Below are 19,415 nucleotides of genomic sequence, written 5' to 3'. Positions count from 1 at the left end.
AGTGTCACGGTTAAGAACACTTCGACCAAGAGCATCAATCCCTGGTCCGTATCCATCCCCTACGCCAACACGATTAGCTCCACGTGGGATGCCATTGCAACAAGCTCAACGGGCGGCTACCGTTTCTCAGGCCCCAGCTGGAACCTTGCACTAGCTCCTGGTGCTTCCGTCACCTTTGGTTTTGTGGGCGCTCCAAAGGGTGGGGCAATGACGCCCACCACCTGCGTCGTTTCAGGCGCTACCTGTGCAGTGAACAATGGCTCTTCAACCGTGACGCCCGACCCTGTACCAACCGTTGATCCCACCGTGACACCGACCCCAACCCCCACCACTCCTGCAACATCAACCAGTGCACTCAAGGTCGCACTCAAGGTCACCAGCGAATGGGGCACGGGACGCAATGTGGACATGGTTGTGACAAACACGGGCGCCACCACATTGAATAAGTGGTCTGTCTCGCTCCCTTGGAAGGGCTCTAGCGTCTCAATGTGGAACGCAAGCTCCTTCCTCGCAGGTGGTGTTCTCACCGCAACCAACCTGTCCTGGAATGGCACTATCGCTCCAGGAGCTTCTGTCACACTGGGCTTCACCGATAACGGCAGTTTTGTCCTGCCTACAACCTGCGCAACCGCTGTGGGAACGTGTGAAGTGGCTGGTTCAGGAGTGACGCCTCAACCCACTCCCACCGAGACAGTAAAGCCAGATCCCACACCAACGGTGAACCCCACAACTCCCCCAGTTGATCCCACAACTCCACCAGTAGACCCTTATGTTCCGAGCCCCGATGCTTACACCGGGGATAAGAAGATCGTGGCGTATTACCCCTCCTGGGCAACCTATGCACGCAACTATCAAGTTGCCGACATCCCAGCCCAAAAGATCACCCACATCAACTTCGCCTTTGCCAACATCGCTGATGGCAAATGTGTTGTGGGCGACTCTTATGCTGACACCGACAAGGCTTTTGCCGGAGATAGCTGGGACCAGGGCGCCAAGCGCGGAAACTTCAACCAGCTCACCAAACTCAAGGCAGCTAATCCCAACCTCGAAACCATGATCTCGATCGGTGGCTGGACCTGGAGCAAGAACTTCTCCGCTGCAGCAGCAACGCCAGAATCTCGTCAGGTTTTCGTTGATTCATGTGTTGATTTCATGAAGACCTACGGGTTTGATGGCATCGACATTGACTGGGAATACCCCGTCTCTGGCGGTCTCTATGCAGGTACTGCAGCAGATAAGGCCAACTACACCGCGCTGCTTTCAGAGTTCAAGGCAGAGTTGGCAGCACAGACTGCAATTGATGGCGAGCACCACCCTCTCACCATCGCAGCACCCGCTGGCCCCACCACTATCCCTAACCTGGAAGCCAAGAACATTGGTGGAATCATCGACTGGATGAACCTCATGTCCTACGACTACCACGGCGGCTGGGACCCCATCACAGGTCACAACGCTCCATTAAACGTGGGATCAAAGGACATTGCACAGGGATTCAGCATCTCTGATTCTGTTGATGCTTATCTGAACGCTGGCTTCCCTGCACAGAAACTCGTATTGGGTCTGCCCCTCTACGGACGCGGCTGGGAGAACGTGAGCGCGACAGCTAACGGCCTCTACCAGTCTGGCGTGAACGCTTCTGTGGGCACATGGGAAAAGGGAGTTTTTGATTACACCGACATCAAGAACAACTACCTACCAACCATGACTCGATACTGGGATGCCGAAGCACAGGTTCCCTACCTCTACGACCCAGCACGCAAGCTCTGGATCAGCTATGACGACCCACAGTCCATCAAGATCAAGACCGACTACATCAAGGCCAAAGGCCTTGGCGGAGCAATGCTGTGGGAACTCAGCGGTGATCGAGATGAAGAACTCATCGACGTAATCGGGGCTAATCTCAAGTAGCCAGAAAACAAAGAAAGGGACCCCCACGGGGGGTCCCTTTTCTTGTAGGGCGGACGGGACTTGAACCCGTGACCGACGGATTATGAGTCCGCTGCTCTAACCAGCTGAGCTACCGCCCCTTGTGGTGTTACGAGTAAAAGTTTAGTCGTCTGTGAGCTCAGGGTCTGGGTCAACAACCACTTGACCACGGTAAAGAGCTTCGAATGTGTCCAGAGTGCGCGTGATGTCGTGACCGCGAATGAACTTCAGAGAGTTGTTCTTCATACGAAGAAGCTCTTCCTTATCTGCGGTGAGAACCTTGACCAACTTGTCGCGGAGATCATCCACATCGTTGGGCTCGAAGAGATAGCCGTTCTCGCCATCGTGGATGAGATGAGGCAACGCCATAGCATTAGCTCCCACGATGGGAAGTGCCGTCGCCATAGCTTCCATGGTCGCAATGGACTGGAGCTCGGCAATAGATGGCATGGCGAAGACCTTGGCTCGCGTAAGCGAAGCCTTCAGCTCGTCATCTGAGACATAGCCAGTAAAAGTGACCTTGTCATTGAGTCCTAGGTGAGAAACCAATTGCTTCATGGGCTGAAGCTGGTCTCCCCCGCCCACAAATTCCAGAGATGCGTTGAGCTCAGGTGGAAGTTTGCGGAATGCCTTGAGGAGAACATCGAGTTTCTTCTCCCCTGTAATGCGACCGACAAAGACGATCCGGTTTTCACCGTCAGTGTCAAAGTTAGGGGTGTAGTGATGTGCATTGATGCCACAAGAGATGGCGTGAACATCGGTGAGCTGGGTGTATTCCTCGAGGAAGTTGGCTGCGCGACGTGTGGGGGTCGTGACGGCCTCTGCGCGGCCGAATGTGCGCGCTGCTGCCTTCCACACCAAGCGGATGACACCACGCTGCGTGGGGCCGGGGAGAAGCGTGAACTGCATCATGTTTTCTGGCATGAAGTGGTTCGTTCCAATGATGCGAATACCGCGAAGCTCTGCTTCTTTAGTCAGACCGCCACCCACAATGAGGTGAGACTGGAAGTGAACTACGTCAGGCTTAAAGCTGTCAAGTACTCGTGCACTGTTGTGGCGCACCCGCCAGGGAATCATGTAGCGGAGCCAGTCGTGCGGATACCAACGCCAGCTCTTGATGCGATACATCGTCATCGGCTGACCTTCGTGGGTTTCCACCCAGGTTCCCGACTTACGTCCGGCGGCAGGAGCCATGACACGAACATCGTGTCCACGCTCAACAAGGCCGGCAGCTAAACGTTCAGCGAACTTAGCTGCTCCGTTAACGTTCGGACCGAAGGTGTCACACCCAATCAGGATGCGTAAAGGTTTCGGCATAGTGCCTTTAGTTTACGGACTTGGCCTTCTTGATGGCCTCTTTAGCGCCGTGTGCCGCTGCATTCACTTTTGCCTTAGATTCAGCTTTCGCGCCCTGGAAACCAGCTTTTGCCTCGGCACCTGCTTCTGCAAGTGGCTCAGAAGCATCAGGGTGGTATTTCGCCAGAAGGAATACACCGATGACGGCAAGGACTCCTGCAACAATGTAGGCCACAATCGCCCAGGGTGGAGCCTGTGATGCCTCGTCGAGGATGACGATACCGATGGTCACCGCAACGATGGGATCGATCACGGTCAGCCCTGCAATCACGAGGTCAGGCGGACCAGAGGAATACGCGTTCTGAACGAAAAGAGCACCCAGAATGGTGGCCGCCAGCAGAGCCGCCAAGCAGGCCCAGGTGAGCCAATCCGTTGCACCGTGAGTAATGCTCGTGATGACAACCTTGGCCAAGGTGGCTACAAAACCATAGAGAACACCAGCACCCACGATGTAGTACAGCGCGGAAAGGTGCTTACGGAAGATCAAATACAGTGCGCCAAAGATGGCGAGAACAACAATCAAAATGATCAGACTCTCGGCAAGATCTCCCGAGGTCATCGGGGCGTTCACTGCGGTGAATGCAGCAATCGACACGAAGATACCGATGCCACCGACGCTCAACGCGATTGCAATGACGGATTCTTTATTGAGACTGGTTTTGCTCACTCGAGAGTTGAGGATTGCGGTCATGACCAGTGCCACGGCACCGATGGGCTGAACCACAATCAGGGGTGAGAAACCGAGAGAAATCAGCTGGAACAAGATCGCTCCACCCAAGAGCAATGTTCCGGTGAGCCAGGACGGGCGGCGGAAGAGCCCGAGGAGTTGCTTGAAGTTCAGTGAAGAACTTCCCTCGTCGCCATCACTGCCGACCTTGCCCACACCACGGTGCTGAAGCTGAGCGCCAATAGACATCAACACAGCACCGACCAGCGCGAAAGGGATACCAATGAGCTGAGATGGTTCGAAGTGGACCTGTGTGAGGTCGGGCAAGTCGCCAAGCATAACTAGAACGCTACCTTGCCAAGCTGCTAATAGGCTTGAGGCATGACCGTGCGCCCCATTGTTATCTCAGGTGAACCCGTCCTCCACAAACCCGCTGCGCCGGTGACGAAGTTTGATGACGAGCTTCGAACCCTCGTTCAAGACATGTTCGACACCATGGATGAAGCTCCTGGTGTGGGCCTGGCAGCACCCCAAGTTGGTGTGGGCCTCCAAGTGTTTGTTTATGACTACCCCGAAGACGATGGAACACCACGACGTGGTGTGGCCATCAATCCGACACTCCTGATTTCTCCTCTAGAAATTCGCGACACCACCGACGCCGATGACGAGGGTTGCCTCTCCTTTCCCGGGGAGCGTTTCCCCCTCGTGCGTGCCGAGAAGGCATTGCTGCGCGCGGTAGACCTCGAAGGAAAACCTTTTGAGATCGAATGCGACGGTTGGTTCGCCCGCATCTTCCAGCACGAATACGACCACCTGCTTGGCTACCTCTACACCGACCGCCTGGACTACGAATTCAACAAGCAGGCGTCCAAGATTGAACGCAAGCGCGGCTGGGGTAAGCCCGGTAAGTCCTGGATGCCCGGCATTGACAACCTCGAGGACTAGGCCATCCAGCCGAGGTTTCTCAGCACCACTGCCACGATTCCGGCAACCGCGACCACCACGATAAAGGGCACGCGGAACGAGAACAGCATGGCCGCCAAAATGACCGCAGGTATGCGGGCGTCTAACGCGATCGCTTGACCAGATCCGAGCGTCTGAACAGCAACAAGTGCCGCAAGCATGGCAACCGTCAACAGGTTGGTCACACGGGTGAACTTAGGCTTTTCCAGCATGCTTTGTGGAATGAGATAGCCGGTGTATTTCACGGCGAACGAGAGTACCGAGGCGATGATCACGGTTAACCAGAGAGTCATGATGTTGCCCCCTCATGCCCTGGATGGAATCCAGGAGTATCCAACGGCTCGGAAGCATCATCTGGTTGAACCTGCGCTGCGGGTTCGCGGTGTAGCCAGTTGGTCAAACCAAATACCAGCGCAACAACAGCTGCTGCCAGAACAGGAACGCCCGGTGGCGTGAAGGGAATCAACAGCGTTGCCAGCACGGCTGCGACCATGGCAACCGCAGCAGCTTGTAACTGCTTGAGACGTGGCCACAACAATCCCACAAAGGCAGCTGCTGCGACGGCATCTAAACCAAATTGATTAACGTCACCGACAAGATTGCCCAGCAAAGCTCCGGCAAAAGTGGCGAGGTTCCAGCCGATGTAGATCGCAATACCTGTGGTCCAGAAACCAACCTTCTGGGCGCTTTTCTCATCCTGGGCAATCGCAACTGCAGTTGATTCATCAATGGTGAGCTGAGCCGCAACGAGGCGTCGCCACCAAGGCCCATCCCCCACAATCGGTGCCACACGCATGGAATAGATGCCGTTACGCAATGCCAAGAAGGTACTGGAAGCGATTGCAGGAATTCCGGCAGCTGCCCCACCTGAAGCAATGATGCCGATCACGGCAAACTGTGACCCGCCAGAGAACAGCACCAAAGACAAGAAACACGTCTGCCATACGTCGAGACCGGCAGCAACACTGAGCGCACCAAAAGATACACCGTAGGCGGCCACGGCAATGCCGACAGAGATACCGGTTCGCAGAGCGCGCTTATCAGCAGCAGATAAAGCCACGGCGCCTCCTCAACACGAACACCCCCACGCTACCGAAGAGTGCAGGGCAAGTAAAAAGCCCCTGGTCGTGGAGGACCAGGGGCTTCGCTCCCCGACATGGACTCGAACCATGAACCTACGCATTAACAGTGCGTTGCTCTGCCAATTGAGCTATCGGGGATTGCTTTTAGGCGTTTTTATATTACCCCAAATGAGACGGTGCAAAAACCGCGCACGAGACAAGCTCTCTAGTAGCCGGCTTCGGTGTCAACAACACCAGTGAACTGCTCCCCTTCAATGAACGCTGCGACGTTGCGAGAGATGCGTTCTGCCAGCAATGGTGCGGTCATATCCGGCGTATCTGCCATGTGTGGCGTGATCAACACATTCTTTGCCGTCCACAACGGGTGACCATCAGGCAAAGGCTCTGGTTGTGTCACATCCATGGCTGCGCCATAAATCTTTTCTGCGTTCAATGCTTCAACCAGTGCATCTGGATCCACCAGTGGACCTCGAGCAATGTTGACTAACACTGCAGTGGGTTTCATCAAGGCAAGTTCTTCTGCACCAATGAGGTGCGTGGTCTCCCCTGTGAGCGCGGCAGCAACGACAACCACATCGGCGGTGGGCAGGACCTTGTGCAAGCGGTTGGTTGTGACTGTACTGGCAGCGCCAGGAACCTGGCCTGCCGAGCGTCGCACGACCGTGATGTGGGTGTTGAAAGGTTCTAGTTGGCGAATGAGTTCCCTCGCAATACCGCCAGCACCAATGATGACGACGTTCTTGTTGAAGAGAGATATGCCCTTGGGTTCAGCATCCCAACTGGTGGCACGAATACGGCGAGGGAAGAGTCTCAACAGCGCAAAGATCATGCCAAAGGCATGCTCTGCCACGGGCTGGGCGTAGGAACCTTTGGCGCTGGTGAAAACTAAACCAGGGCGTGAGAGTTCACTGAGCACTTGCGCATAGGCATCAACGCCAGCCCAAGGCAATTGCACCCAGGTCAGATGAGGGTTCGCTGCGAGCACCTCACCAAGTTCAGAAGACTTTGTATAGGAAAGCCAAACCAACCCTCGAGTATCCGGACCCAAAGGCTGAAGGTCTCCCCCAGCCTCAATGACGGCATCACGGAAAACCTGACTTCCACCAATGGTGTTGTCGTCATGGTTTTCAGGCAGGACTGCAATAGGGCCAGATTCAACCCGAGGTGCAGCAGCCGATGTTGTTTCATCACCCAAGACAGCAACGTGTTGAGGAACCTCACACACGCAGTCTTTCTGACGAATCTTCATGGACTAATCCTCGCGCAGTGAACGACGCTTTGTCTCCAGCTCGAGAAGTTCGCGCTGGATCTCACGGCTGACTTCACCCTGATCAACGCTGGTGCGCTGGAGGCGACCCACGAGTTCAGACTTACGACGAACGAGGTCCCGCTCAATCAGTGAAATCACCACACCACGGCAGTAGGACTGGGTCTGCTCAGCATTTTTCTGCGGCAAAGGTGCTACAGCTAACTGGGTAACTAAGGGCTTGAAATCTTGCGGAAGATCATTCTGGATGCGATCGAGCCAGGTTTCTCCACCCAGTTCATTCACATTCGCACCAATTGCGTCACGAACAGTGGCGAGGTTGGCATCCATAATGGCGGATTGAACGGCATCTGCCGCGAGTTCAAGACCTACTAATTCTGGGTATTGAATGAGCGCCATCATGGCGTCACGCTCGAGACGCGTAGATGGGTCATTCTTCAGCTCAAATACACGAGGACCTTCAGGTTCCACTGGCGCAATGTTGGCTGGATCTTCAGGAGTTCCTGGCGCACCTGCTGGACGGGCAGTGGAGGGGCCGGCATAACCTTGGCGTGCGCCCTCAGCGGTTGTTTGCATGCCTTTCGAGCGAGATGACTTCACCGCGTTAGAAACTGCCACTTGCGCCTCTGAGACGTCCACACCAGTCAGTCGAGCTAATTCGCGTGTGTAACCAGGGCGAAGCGCAGAGTCACGAATATCTGCCACGACTGGTGCTGCTTCACGCAGTGCAGCAACACGACCTTCGACGGTGTCGAGGTTGTAGTTCTTGAGCATCTGGCGAATGACAAACTCAAACATGGGCACTTTGGCATCCATGAGGTCACGCACAGCTTGCTCTCCACGTGCCAAACGCAGATCACAGGGGTCGAGACCCTCTGGAGCAACTGCAACAAATGTTTGCGCTGCAAAGCGCTGTTCTTCCGCAAAAGCACGCATGGCGGCTTTCTGGCCGGCAGCATCGGGGTCGAAGGTGAAGATCACTTCACCGAGCCCCGAGTCATCTCCCATGATGCGACGAATGAGTTTGATGTGCTCCACACCAAAGCTGGTGCCACAGGTCGCCACCGCGGTTGTCACACCAGAGAGATGAGCAGCCATGACGTCGGTGTAACCCTCGACCACTACGACGCGACGGGTTTTGGAAACATCTCGCTTGGCAAGGTCTAACCCGTAGAGCACTTGCTGTTTGTGATAGACCGGTGTCTCAGGAGTGTTGAGGTATTTGGGACCCTGGTCGTCGTCAAACAACTTGCGCGCACCAAACCCAATGGTCTGTCCGGTCACATCTCGAATGGGCCAAATCACACGACCGCGGAAGCGGTCATAGACACCTTTGTCACCCTGTGAGAGCAGACCTGCCTGGAGCTGTTCTTCTTCAGTGAAACCCTTGGTCTTGAGGTGGTCACGAAGTTCGTTCCATGCCTTAGGCGCATAGCCAATACCGAAGTGCTCCGCAGCTGCTTTGTCGAAGCCTCGCTCACCGAGGAATTTGCGCCCCTCGGCAGCTCCAGGGGTGGCCAGCTGTGCCACAAAGAATTCAGCTGCTGCTGTGTTGGCTGCCAGAATACGTGAACGGTTCCCCGACTCATTGGGCTTGCCAGAGCCTTCTTCGTAGTGGAGTTCAAAGTTGATGCGCTGGGCAAGCCGTTCAATCGACTCCGTGAAGCTGAGGTGATCCATCTTCTGAACAAAGGTGTAAACGTCACCTGATTCACCACACCCAAAGCAGTGGAAGTAGCCCACGGTGGGTCGAACGTGAAAACTCGGAGAGCGCTCATCGTGGAAAGGACAAAGCCCCTTCATTGACCCAACACCCGCACTCTTCAAGGTGACGTAGTCACCAATGACATCAGCAATATTTACGCGCTGCTTGAGCTCTTCCACGTCTGCTTGGCGAATACGGCCGGCCACTAGACAATCACCTGCGCAGAGTTATTGCCACCACAGAGGCGGTTATGCCACGCAAATGCCGATTGATCGGTCAGGCTGGCAACCTGGTCAATGACAATGCGGCGACGAACCGCTTCATCCGTGGTGTGGTTCCAGTCATCTGCAAAGTGACGATCCAGTACGTCAGGTCCTTGTTCAAACAAGGTATTACACAGATCCGTGAGGACTTCACGCTGCTGGGTATAGACAGGCTGACGCGAGTTCGTGGTCATCACAAACGCCGCAACAATTCCCTTGAGCACAGCAATCTCTGCCCGAACTTCGGCAGGAACAATGACGTTGCCACCAAATCGAACCAGGTTCTGCTGGGGGTGTGCTTCACGGGTGGCGTGAACTGCTGCGTGAGCAAAACGACCAATGAGCTGGCTGGTGAGGTTCTTCAGCTTCGCCTGAGCAATGCGCGAACCATCCCAGGTGTCGACCCAGACATCGAGGTTGTCGAGACGATCAAAGGCAGCAATGAGTTCATCGTGGGTGAACTCACCACCAATCCACTCAAACATGGAGTCCACGAGCTCATCGTGATTGACCCGGGCACCGAGTTCCCCTGCGTCCACGTAACCGTTGAAGATGGCATCTTCAAAGTCGTGAACAGAGTAGGCAATGTCATCGCTGAGGTCCATGACCTGTGCTTCAATGCAGCGCTGGCGATCTGGTGCGCCTTGGCGCATCCATTCAAAGACATCGAAATCATCGGCGTAGAAGCCAAACTTGGCACGGCCTGTTGGATCAATGACAGCTTGCTGTTCTGGCCAGGGATACTTTGTGCTGGCATCCAGGCTGGCGCGGGTCAAGTTCAGGCCAAAGCTGCGACCGTTGGTTCCAAATACCTTGGGCTCCAGGCGAGTAAGCAAACGCAAAGTCTGCGCATTGCCCTCAAAGCCGCCAATATCTGCACACCACGTGTTGAGAGCCTTCTCGCCGTTGTGGCCAAAAGGTGGGTGACCAATGTCGTGAGCAAGGCTGGCGGTGTCCACCACATCAGGATCGAGGCGCAAACGCCCGGCAATCTCACGGCCCACCTGAGCAACCTCAAGTGAGTGCGTCAAACGATTACGGGCGAAGTCGAGACCAGCGGTGGGGCTGAGCACCTGAGTCTTGGCAGAAAGACGACGAAGAGCACTGGAGTGCAAGAGCCGAGCACGATCACGGGCAAAGTCGGAACGACGTGACGAATGTGTCTCTTCGAGCATGCGCTCGGCATCGAACTCTGAATAGCCGGGAGTAATCACCGGAATAGAGGCAGTTTCATGAATGTGATCAGACATTAGCCACCACTCGCATCGATTTCAGCATGAGCCACAACTGCCTTCTCAGCATCACTGAGAGCTTGGGATTCAAGCCAACGATCGGGTAGAGACGGACGCTTGGGCGTGCCCTGACGACCACGCTGACCTTCAGCATCAGCGCCCGGGTAAGGAACAGACCAGTCAAGCTGCCCAAGAAGGTCGTCCAAGTGCTGCAAGCTCGTCACCTGAGCCAGCTGAGAGCGGACGTCTCCCCCAACGGGATAACCCTTGAAGTACCAGGCCATGTGCTTACGAATGTCTCGGCACGCATGTTCTTCGGTGTCAAAGAATTCAATCAACAGCTCAAGGTGGCGACGCAGAGTCGCTGCGACATAGCCCAGAGTGGGTTCAACCCGGTTGCCGGGTTCTTGTAAACCAGCACGCTCGCGGAACGCAGCGTCCAATTCAGCGAAGAGCCAGGGGCGTCCTAAACATCCGCGCCCAACAACAACGCCGTCACAGTCGGTCTGCTCCATCATGCGGATCGCATCTTCAGCAGACCAAATGTCGCCATTGCCCAATACGGGAACACTGGTGATGGCTTGCTTGAGCTCACCAATCGCGTTCCAGTCAGCGTGACCAGAGTAAAACTCGGCGGCAGTGCGACCATGCAAAGCAATCGCTGCAACACCGGCACCCTCAGCAGCTTTACCCGCCTCAATGAAGGTGAGGTGGTCAGCGTCAATGCCTTTACGCATCTTGATGGTGAGGGGAACGTCACCAGCAGCTTTGACGGCTTCTTCGACAATCTCTCGAAAGAGATCCTTCTTCCATGGCAGTGCAGAACCGCCACCCTTGCGGGTGACCTTGGGCACCGGACAACCAAAGTTCAGGTCGATGTGGTCAGCGCGGTTCTCTGCCACCAACATGGTGACGGCTTCACGCACCGTCTTGGGTGCCACACCGTAAAGCTGAATGGAGCGCACTTCTTCACTGGGGTGGGTCTGGATCAAGTGCATGGAACCAGGTGTTCTCTCGACGAGTGCACGTGAGGTAATCATCTCGGAGACGAAGATTCCGGAGCCTTGCTCACGGCAGAGGCGACGGTAGGCCATGTTGGTAATACCTGCCATGGGTGCGAGTACGACAGGAACTTCGGCCTGAATTGGCCCAATGTTCAAATTGCCCGCCCGGGCACCTGTCTTCACACTCATCATCGTCATTCGCTCCTGTATTTCAAGTATCCCACGTTGTGAGCTGGGACTGTAGCGAAAAAAGGAGAGTTAGTCCCTGTTTTCTGCAGCTTCTGTGAGTGCTGCTGCAAAGGTGGCTGAATCCTGTGCACCGGAGATGCCGTATTTGCCATCTTGACATAGAACGGAACCCCATTGATGCCATAGGCCTGCGCCTGAGCCATATCTGCCTTGACAGCAGCGAGGTACTCTTCATCGTTGAGAGAACGCAACACATCTGCCTCATCAAGGCCAATCGCTGCAGCAAGTTTCGCCAAGTTTTCGCTCTTGCCCACGTGTTCACCATCAATGAAGTAGGCCTTGAGTAGGCGTTCCTTCATTTCGAGCTGCTTGCCATGAGCCTTGGCATAGTGCAGGAGCTCGTGCGCCTTGATGGTGTTGGTTTGGTGCACAGCGTCGTAGTTGTAGTTCAAACCCACACTCTCGGCAATGCCTGTCACGCGCTCTAACATCTGGTGCACCTGTTCCACCGGAATGCCCTTGCGTTCACTGAGGTACTGAACGGGATCACCTTCGTAGTCCACGGGAGTATCTGGCGCTAGCTCAAAGGAGTGGTACTCGATCTCGACGGGACGGCCATAGAGCTCTGCACCCTTTTCGAACTTGCGCTTGCCGATGTAACACCATGGGCACTGCACGTCAGACCAAATATCAACCTTGATGGGTGCGGTGGTCATGAGAAATCCTTTGCGACGAGTTCGATGATGGTCTGGGCTGCTGATGCGGGTTGGGGCCGAACGGCCTTCACGAGTGCAGCAATCTCGGCACTGCGATCTGGCAGTGTTCCTTCCTGGGCTTGCGCGATTGCCCCTTCAACCTCAGCCATCGTATGAACGGTAACGGTGGAGGCAGCAGCAATATTCCCTAAAGGAGAGAAGTCCCAGTGCACGCTCTTCTCCCAGAAGATGGCAGGTTTGCCCGTCACCAGCGGATACTCCGCAAGGAAAGAGACACCGTCTGTTAACAGTGCATCTGAACCGAGAAGTATCGAGGTGAGCGGTGCTCCGAGATCAGTGAAGGTGTTGGGCAACGCATCCCATCGTGCACGCCAGTCATCGACTTCCTCTTGAGTCATGACTTCTCGGTCCGTCATCGTGCCAAAGAGGAACGGGTGCGGACGGAACACGATGTCCATCTCAGGATGCTGTTGGGCAAAAGCAAGCATGGGTTCGCGCTGGTCGTTGAAGTGTCCAAAGTTCAACCAACGATCGGCATAGCTGTGATGTGGTGCCCACAGCAGTTTGAATGGTTCTTTTCCACCTGGCAGCTCGCGAACAATGGGCCATATGGAAGGCACATCTGTTTTAGCCGCCATCAGTGCATCAATCTTGGGTGTGCCTGTCAGGAACGAATGATCGGCTCGGCCGTTGGCATCAAAAGCTGCCTTAGTGTCGGCATCTTGGAGAAATACCATGTGTGCCAGTTGGTGAGTGGGCTGCGTGTATTGATGCGGAGCAACTCCCGACTCCCCCGGCTCCTGCACGAGGGAAGTTGAGAAGTAGGGCACGTAACAAACCTTGGTGAACTCGACCAGCTTCTCTATCTGGTAGTTCTTTTTGTAGTTGCGCTGCCAGGGGTAGTTCAAGAACACATAATCGGGTGCGAGTTCTTTGAGACGTGCAAGGCCATCTTTGCTTTTTTTGAACTTAAATCTCTCGTGCTCAATTCCTTGGGACTCCAGAAAGGCACTGACCTTCTTCTCATCACGGAACTTGTCATACCCAGTGAGCTTGCGCGGAAGTGACACCACCATGGGGTCAAAACGAGGATCAGCCAACATGCCACGATAAATGGCATCAAGGGCGTCCCAGGCTTCAAAGTAGAAGACCAGGAAAACCACACGGATTGGTCGGCTCATGCCTCGACTTTAGGGTTTGAAACTGGCGTCTGCAGGCTATTTCGCGCTGGGCTTATCAATGGCACCACCAAAGCGGCGGTCACGGCCAATGTATTGCTCGATTGCTTCCCACAAGTCTGTGCGGGAGAAGGCAGGCCACAGTTGGTTCAAGAACACCATCTCGGCATAGGCCGACTGCCACAGCAAGAAGTTGGAGGTGCGCTGTTCACCGCTGGAACGGACGAACAAATCCACATCAGGCATGTCTGGGATGTAGAGATTTTTCGCAATGAACTTCTCGGTGACCTTGCTGGGGTTGATCTTGCCGGAGGCAACTTCGTCAGCGATCTTACGCACAGCGTCTGCTATCTCAGTGCGACCACCGTAGTTCACACACATGGTGAGAGTCAGGGTCTTGTTGTTCTTGGTGAGTTCTTCTGCGTATTGCAGTTCCTCAATCACTGATGCCCACAACTTAGGCTTACGACCTGCCCAGCGCACGCGGACATCCCACTCGTTGAGCTGGTCACGGCGACGGTGAAGAACATCGCGGTTGAAGCCCATCAGGAAGCGCACCTCATCGGGTGAGCGCTTCCAGTTCTCGGTGCTGAAGGCATAGACACTCAGGTGTTTCACACCAGCTTGGATAGCTCCAGCCACAACATCCAGGAGTGCTGCTTCACCGGCTTTGTGGCCTTCGACACGGGTGAGGCCGCGCTGGTTCGCCCAACGCCCGTTGCCATCCATCACGATGGCAACGTGGTTCGGAACTGCACCATCGAAAGCGGGTGGATAGACACCCGTCCAGTCCAGGGGCTTATATTCAACCGCGTCTTTGTGCGTGTAGGGCTTTCTCATTTCGCTACATGCTCCAAAGATCGAAGGGTTCGTTCCAAATGCCACTGGGTATAGGCAGAAACCAGGGCAGATGCCTTGCTCCAATTCTGCTGGGTATGAGCCTCAGCCGCATCCCACTCGCCACGAACTAGTGCATCCAAGAGACTCACAACTTCGGGGACAATATGTGGAGCACCGGGAGGTGCACACTTCACACAGACCATGCCACCCAGTTGAACGACGAAGCTTTCGTGCGGACCAACCTCGCCACAACGTGCACAGCTATCAAAGGTGGGTGCCCATCCAGCAAGGCTCAAGGCTCGAAGCAGATAGGAATCCAGAGTGAGCTCGGTGGGATGTTCCTGGCGAGAGAGGGAGCGTAAGGCTCCCACCAGCAGCAGATACTGCTGCGGGGAGCCTTCCAGCTCTGTGACCTTGTCAGCTGTCTCCACCATCACACTGGCTGCGGTGAATCGTGGATAGTCATCCACGATGTCCGCGCCATAGGAGGCAATGGTTTCTGCCTGCTGAATGGTGTCGAGGCTGCGGCCTTCATAGAACTGGATGTCCGCCACCATAAACGGTTCAAGTCGGGCACCGAACTTCGAGGAAGTTCTACGGACCCCCTTTGCCACTGCACGAACCTTGCCGTGACTCTTTGTCAGCAACGTCACAATGCGGTCTGCTTCGCCGAGTTTGTGGGTGCGCAGCACCACACCCTCATCACGATAAGTGGGCATTACAGGTCTCGTTGGACGTCGATTGGTCCCGTGAGGTCTGCTGGCCGCACCAACTTGGGATTACGCAGAGACTTCAGCATGCGCTGCTCTGGCAGTGACCAGCCGAAGCGGACAGCAAGCAAGCGCAGGATTGTGGTCACAGCAACGCTGATGGGGACGCTGTATTCCAGTCCAATGTTTGCTTCGTTGAAGCCCAGCAACACGATGGAACCAGCTGCAGCAGCGATGGCGTAAAGCGAACCGACGTGCATAACCGAGATGGGCATGTTCAGCAGCAAGTCACGGATGAAACCGCCACCCACAGCAGTGATGACACCAACAAACAGTGCAGGAACAAAGGGCAAACCAGAGACCAGTGCCGCGGTGGTTCCCAATGCTCCAAACAATCCCAGTGCCAGCGCATCAAGGACTGTGATTAGCCAGTCAATCCGACGGAAAATGCGAGCCAAGAACATACCCAGCAATGCCGCGACGAGAGCGGTAAGGATGTACCAATTCTCGGTAAGAGCAATGGGGAGACGGTTGAGAAGAATGTCTCGAAGGAATCCACCACCGAGACCAGTTGCAATACCGATGACCGCAACGCCGAAGAGATCAAGCTTGCGATCCCGGAATCCGGATGCATAAATCGCACCCTGCAAACTCGCAACACCAATAGCCAAACCATTGACCCATTCGGGCACATCAATAGGTTCAGCAATAAGCATGACTACAGGCTACGCCTGTGAAGCTCTAGGCGAGCTCAATGAGGTCGGCGTATTCCTTGTTCCAGTGATCTTCAATACCGTCAGGCAAGATCAACACTCGTTCAGGGTTGAGAGCTTCAACTGCTCCGGGGTCGTGAGAAACCAGCACGACAGAGCCCTTATAGCTCGCCAGTGCTCCCAGAATCTCTTCACGAGAAACGGGGTCCAGGTTGTTGGTGGGCTCATCCAAAAGGAGCACATTCGCGCTCGAGACAACCAGCATGGCCAAGGCCAGACGAGTCTTCTCTCCACCAGATAGAACACCTGCAGGCTTGAGCACATCATCACCGGTGAACAAGAAGGAACCAAGCACCTTGCGACACTCTGTCTCGGTCATGTGAGACGCAGCAGAAACCATGTTCTGCAAGACAGAGTCCTGCACACGAAGAGTTTCGTGTTCCTGGGCGTAGTAGCCGACCTTGAGGCCGTGACCTTCAATGACTTCACCGGTGTCAGGCTTGTCCACACCCGCAAGAATACGGAGCAAGGTTGTCTTACCAGCACCGTTGAATCCCAGGATCACGACGCGTGAACCACGGTCGATTGCGAGGTCCACAGCGGTAAAGATTTCGAGAGATCCGTAAGAACGCGAGAGGTCTGTGGCCATGAGCGGCGTCTTGCCACAAGGCGCAGGATCGGGGAAGCGTAGCTTCGCCACCTTGTCACTCTGACGAACCTCGTCGAGACCTGCCAGAAGGGTTTCAGCACGACGGGCCATCTGCTTTGCCGCCACAGCACCGGAAGCACGAGCACCCATCTTGGCAGCCTGCGTTTGGAGCGTGGAAGCCTTTTGTTCAGCGTTGGCACGTTCACGCTTACGGCGCTGCTCGTCCTGTTCACGTTGCTTCTGGTAGTTCTTCCAGTTCATGTTGTAGACGTCAATGACCTGGCGGTTGGCGTCCAGATAGAACACACGGTTCACTGTCTCGCCGACCAGCTCCACATCGTGACTGATGATGATTAGTCCGCCCTGGTATCCCTTGAGAAATTCGCGAAGCCAGACGACAGAGTCGGCATCCAAGTGGTTCGTTGGCTCATCGAGCAACATGGTCTCAGCACCAGAGAACAAAATACGTGCCAACTCAATACGACGGCGCTGACCACCAGAAAGTGTCTTGAGGGGCTGATCGAGAATGCGGTCAGGCAACTGCAGGTTCGATGCTATCGAGGCAGCTTCTGCTTCAGCCGCATAGCCACCGAGTGCATCAAAGCGGTCAGCGAGTTCGCCATATTTTCGCATGGCTTCCGCAGCGACCTTTTCGTCTGCATCACCCATAAGCATGCTGTTCTCAGCCATGCCCTGCACGAGCGAACCTAGGCCACGAGCGTTGAGGATTCGCGTGCGAGCAAGCTCTTCTGGATCGCCAGAGCGAGGGTCCTGTGGGAGGTAACCAATCTCTCCGCCGACCTCGATGAGGCCACCAGCTGGTTGCAGGTCGCCGGCGAGTGTTTTAGTCAATGTGGTCTTGCCGGCACCATTACGGCCGACCAACCCAATCTTGTCTCCGTTGGAGACGCGGAAGGAAACTTCCGACATGAGCACTCGGGCGCCTACGCGCAGCTCAAGGTCTTGGACGTTGAGCACAGGCTTTTCCCGATTCGTTTGTATGTCTTTACTAAGCCTTAAGGCTCTTTTCTTCCTTTAGTATATTTCTATGTCGAACATCACTCTTGCTGCTTCACGTCCTGTGCTCGCTGACCGTATCGGTTCGCGCACTCTCGCTACAGATGTTGCCCTCATTGCTGCAGGTGCAGCTTTGACCGCTGGTGCAGCACAGATTGTTATTCCTATGTGGCCTGTGCCCATTACTGGACAGACCTTTGCAGTGCTGTTCGTTGGTGCAACCCTCGGTTCTCTCCGCGGTGCACTCTCTATGCTTCTCTACGTTGGTCTTGGTGTTGCAGGTCTTCCTGTCTTCGCTGAAGGCGGCGCTGGTCTGGCCAAACTTGCTGGGCCTACCGGTGGGTACATGATCGGTTTCGTCCTGGCAGCTGCTCTCGTGGGCTGGCTCGCACAGAAGCAGTGGGACCGTAAGGTTCTGGGTACTATCGGTGCATTCCTTGCTGGTACTGCCGTCATTTACGCAGTGGGCCTCCCCTGGCTTTCTGTTGCACTCGGTCAGCTGGGTTACCCCAACGACCTCAGCGCAACTCTTCAGGCGGGTCTCTACCCCTTCATTCCAGGTGACCTGATCAAGGCCCTTGCTGCAGGCGGTCTGCTTCCTCTCGTTTGGAAGCTCACTTCTCGCACCAAGTAAGTAACTTCAAGAACGAAAGCCCCTGACTGATGTCAGGGGCTTTCGCTTTTGTACAGGTGAAATGTCGCAGGGGTGCGACGAACAGATCAACCTGTAGGTCTTTGCGTATTCGCGATTACTGATTAGAGCAGAGAATCCAGTGCTTGCGCAAGGTCTTCGATGAGATCATCGATATCTTCGATGCCCACGCTGATGCGCACCAGGTTCGCTGGAACCTCGAGAGCGGTTCCCTCAACGGAGTGATGAGTCATGAGTCCTGGATGCTCAATCAAGGATTCAACTCCTCCCAGCGACGGTGCCAGAGTGAAGAGTTTGGTGTTGGTGAGCAGGCTTTCGGCAGCCTTCACTCCCCCTACCAATTGCATTGACATCATGCCGCCGAAGAGCGACATCTGACGCTTGGCAATATCGTGACCTGGGTGTGAAGCAAGTCCTGGGTAAAGCACACGTTCAACGGCTTTGTGGTTTTCAAAGCGTTCAGCCAAAGCCAAGGAATTGCTGGAGTGACGTTCCATGCGCACACCCAAAGTTTTGATGCCGCGCATAGTCAGATAGGCATCGAATGGGGAAGAAATTGCTCCCAGCCAGTTCTGAATCTGGGCAACTTTTTCTGCCAATTCTCCGTCGGTGAGAACGATGGCTCCGCCAACAACATCACTGTGACCACCGAGATATTTGGTGGTGCTGTGCAGCACAACGTCTGCACCCAGTTCAATGGGACGCTGGAGTGCGGGGGTTGCAAAAGTGTTGTCGACAAGAACGAGTGCACCATGCTTGTGGGCAATCGTGGAGACACCCTCAATATCCACGATGGTCATCAGGGGGTTGGTGGGGGTTTCAATGCGCACCACGCGTGGCTTGGTGGCCTTGATGACCTCTTCAACAGAAGTGAGATCAGTGAAATCAATACACGAGTTCGTCACACCCCAAGGGCCATAAACCTGTTCAATAGCGCGGTAGGAACCGCCATAAGCGTCATTACCCAAAACAATGTGATCACCGGGCTTCAGAACGGCACGGAAGAAGGCATCTTCAGCAGCCATACCACTGGCGAAAGAATAAGCCAGGAGACCACCCTCAAGTGACGCAAGGTTTTCCTGTAGAGAAGTGCGAGTGGGGTTATCGCAGCGCGAGTATTCAAAGCCATTGAGGGGCGTTCCAGGGACTTCCTGCTGGAAGGTGGATGACAGGTAAATCGGTGGAACGACAGCACCCGTTGTGGGGTCTGAGGTTTGACCGACGTGAATCGAACGCGTATTGAATCCCTGAGGCATGCTCCTCAGACTAAACGCTGGAAAGAATTT

Annotated in this window: 18 protein-coding genes and 2 tRNA genes; 3 read left to right on the top strand and 17 right to left on the bottom strand. The window is 55.1% G+C overall.

Annotated elements, in window-relative coordinates; all coding sequences use genetic code 11:
• A partial coding sequence (locus tag RR877_RS04120; RefSeq protein ID WP_332627736.1) for a glycosyl hydrolase family 18 protein occupies window positions 1–1,908 on the top strand: 1,908 nt, incomplete at its 5' end.
• Between the two features lie 45 nt (window positions 1,909–1,953).
• On the opposite strand, the gene RR877_RS04115 is transcribed toward RR877_RS04120, so the two are convergent.
• The 3 genes from RR877_RS04115 to RR877_RS04105 all read right to left on the bottom strand — a co-directional run bounded on the left by RR877_RS04115 (window position 1,954) and on the right by RR877_RS04105 (window position 4,288).
• Window positions 1,954–2,027: transfer RNA gene (locus RR877_RS04115), tRNA-Ile, on the bottom strand.
• Window positions 2,028–2,049: 22 nt separating this feature from the next.
• Window positions 2,050–3,243 carry a glycosyltransferase gene (locus RR877_RS04110; protein WP_332618955.1) on the bottom strand — a complete coding sequence of 398 codons (1,194 nt, stop codon included), beginning with the start codon at window positions 3,241–3,243 and terminating at the stop codon, window positions 2,050–2,052.
• A gap of 7 nt (window positions 3,244–3,250) precedes the next feature.
• Window positions 3,251–4,288 carry a DMT family transporter gene (locus RR877_RS04105; protein WP_332627735.1) on the bottom strand — a complete coding sequence of 346 codons (1,038 nt, stop codon included), beginning with the start codon at window positions 4,286–4,288 and terminating at the stop codon, window positions 3,251–3,253.
• 42 nt (window positions 4,289–4,330) lie between these two features.
• Between RR877_RS04105 and def the strand changes: the two genes are divergently transcribed.
• Window positions 4,331–4,894 carry a peptide deformylase gene (gene def, locus RR877_RS04100; protein WP_280805544.1) on the top strand — a complete coding sequence of 188 codons (564 nt, stop codon included), beginning with the start codon at window positions 4,331–4,333 and terminating at the stop codon, window positions 4,892–4,894.
• On the opposite strand, the gene RR877_RS04095 is transcribed toward def, so the two are convergent.
• From RR877_RS04095 to RR877_RS04035, 13 genes are all read right to left on the bottom strand, one after another.
• Window positions 4,891–5,205 (bottom strand): AzlD domain-containing protein, encoded by a 315-nt coding sequence (locus RR877_RS04095; protein ID WP_280802629.1) that lies wholly within the window; start codon window positions 5,203–5,205, stop codon window positions 4,891–4,893. The genes def and RR877_RS04095 overlap by 4 nt on opposite strands.
• Window positions 5,202–5,972, bottom strand: coding sequence for an AzlC family ABC transporter permease (locus RR877_RS04090; RefSeq protein ID WP_110233161.1), 771 nt, complete (start codon window positions 5,970–5,972; stop codon window positions 5,202–5,204). The genes RR877_RS04095 and RR877_RS04090 overlap by 4 nt, the downstream gene beginning before the upstream one ends.
• 87 nt (window positions 5,973–6,059) lie before the next feature.
• A tRNA-Asn gene (locus RR877_RS04085) sits at window positions 6,060–6,132 on the bottom strand.
• A gap of 67 nt (window positions 6,133–6,199) precedes the next feature.
• Complete coding sequence (locus tag RR877_RS04080) at window positions 6,200–7,243, bottom strand: D-isomer specific 2-hydroxyacid dehydrogenase family protein (RefSeq protein WP_332618956.1); 1,044 nt, start codon at window positions 7,241–7,243, stop codon at window positions 6,200–6,202.
• Between the two features lie 3 nt (window positions 7,244–7,246).
• Window positions 7,247–9,172 carry a DNA primase gene (gene dnaG, locus RR877_RS04075; RefSeq protein ID WP_332550827.1) on the bottom strand — a complete coding sequence of 642 codons (1,926 nt, stop codon included), beginning with the start codon at window positions 9,170–9,172 and terminating at the stop codon, window positions 7,247–7,249.
• Window positions 9,172–10,479 (bottom strand): deoxyguanosinetriphosphate triphosphohydrolase, encoded by a 1,308-nt coding sequence (locus RR877_RS04070; RefSeq protein WP_110233158.1) that lies wholly within the window; start codon window positions 10,477–10,479, stop codon window positions 9,172–9,174. The genes dnaG and RR877_RS04070 overlap by 1 nt, the downstream gene beginning before the upstream one ends.
• A complete protein-coding gene (gene dusB, locus RR877_RS04065) occupies window positions 10,479–11,654 on the bottom strand; it encodes a tRNA dihydrouridine synthase DusB (protein WP_332550839.1) in 1,176 nt (391 codons plus the stop codon). Before dusB ends, RR877_RS04070 begins: the two co-directional genes overlap by 1 nt.
• A 5-nt stretch (window positions 11,655–11,659) precedes the next feature.
• Window positions 11,660–12,370, bottom strand: coding sequence for a DsbA family oxidoreductase (locus RR877_RS04060; RefSeq protein ID WP_332550828.1), 711 nt, complete (start codon window positions 12,368–12,370; stop codon window positions 11,660–11,662).
• Window positions 12,367–13,551: a hypothetical protein gene (locus RR877_RS04055; protein WP_332550829.1), complete on the bottom strand. Its 1,185-nt coding sequence runs from the start codon at window positions 13,549–13,551 to the stop codon at window positions 12,367–12,369. Before RR877_RS04055 ends, RR877_RS04060 begins: the two co-directional genes overlap by 4 nt.
• Window positions 13,552–13,587: 36 nt before the next feature.
• Window positions 13,588–14,388 carry an isoprenyl transferase gene (locus RR877_RS04050; protein WP_332550830.1) on the bottom strand — a complete coding sequence of 267 codons (801 nt, stop codon included), beginning with the start codon at window positions 14,386–14,388 and terminating at the stop codon, window positions 13,588–13,590.
• Window positions 14,385–15,107 (bottom strand): DNA repair protein RecO, encoded by a 723-nt coding sequence (gene recO, locus RR877_RS04045; RefSeq protein WP_110233153.1) that lies wholly within the window; start codon window positions 15,105–15,107, stop codon window positions 14,385–14,387. The genes RR877_RS04050 and recO overlap by 4 nt, the downstream gene beginning before the upstream one ends.
• A complete protein-coding gene (locus tag RR877_RS04040) occupies window positions 15,107–15,814 on the bottom strand; it encodes a TRIC cation channel family protein (protein WP_280805536.1) in 708 nt (235 codons plus the stop codon). Before RR877_RS04040 ends, recO begins: the two co-directional genes overlap by 1 nt.
• A 25-nt stretch (window positions 15,815–15,839) precedes the next feature.
• Entirely contained in the window at window positions 15,840–17,438 is a 1,599-nt protein-coding gene (locus RR877_RS04035; protein WP_280796018.1) for an ABC-F family ATP-binding cassette domain-containing protein, read from the bottom strand.
• 70 nt (window positions 17,439–17,508) lie between these two features.
• Here RR877_RS04035 and RR877_RS04030 point away from each other — a divergent pair, with 70 nt between their 5' ends.
• Entirely contained in the window at window positions 17,509–18,111 is a 603-nt protein-coding gene (locus RR877_RS04030) for a biotin transporter BioY (protein WP_280800464.1), read from the top strand.
• A gap of 122 nt (window positions 18,112–18,233) precedes the next feature.
• On the opposite strand, the gene RR877_RS04025 is transcribed toward RR877_RS04030, so the two are convergent.
• The gene (locus RR877_RS04025) at window positions 18,234–19,385 is read right to left on the bottom strand and encodes a cystathionine gamma-synthase (protein WP_332550831.1); all 1,152 of its coding nucleotides are present in this window, start codon (window positions 19,383–19,385) and stop codon (window positions 18,234–18,236) included.
• Window positions 19,386–19,415: the final 30 nt, after the last annotated feature.

The sequence above is a fragment of the Aurantimicrobium sp. genome (assembly GCF_036667855.1).
Taxonomy (GTDB): Bacteria; Actinomycetota; Actinomycetes; order Actinomycetales; family Microbacteriaceae; genus Aurantimicrobium.
This window is presented reverse-complemented; position numbering and strand designations above follow the sequence as displayed.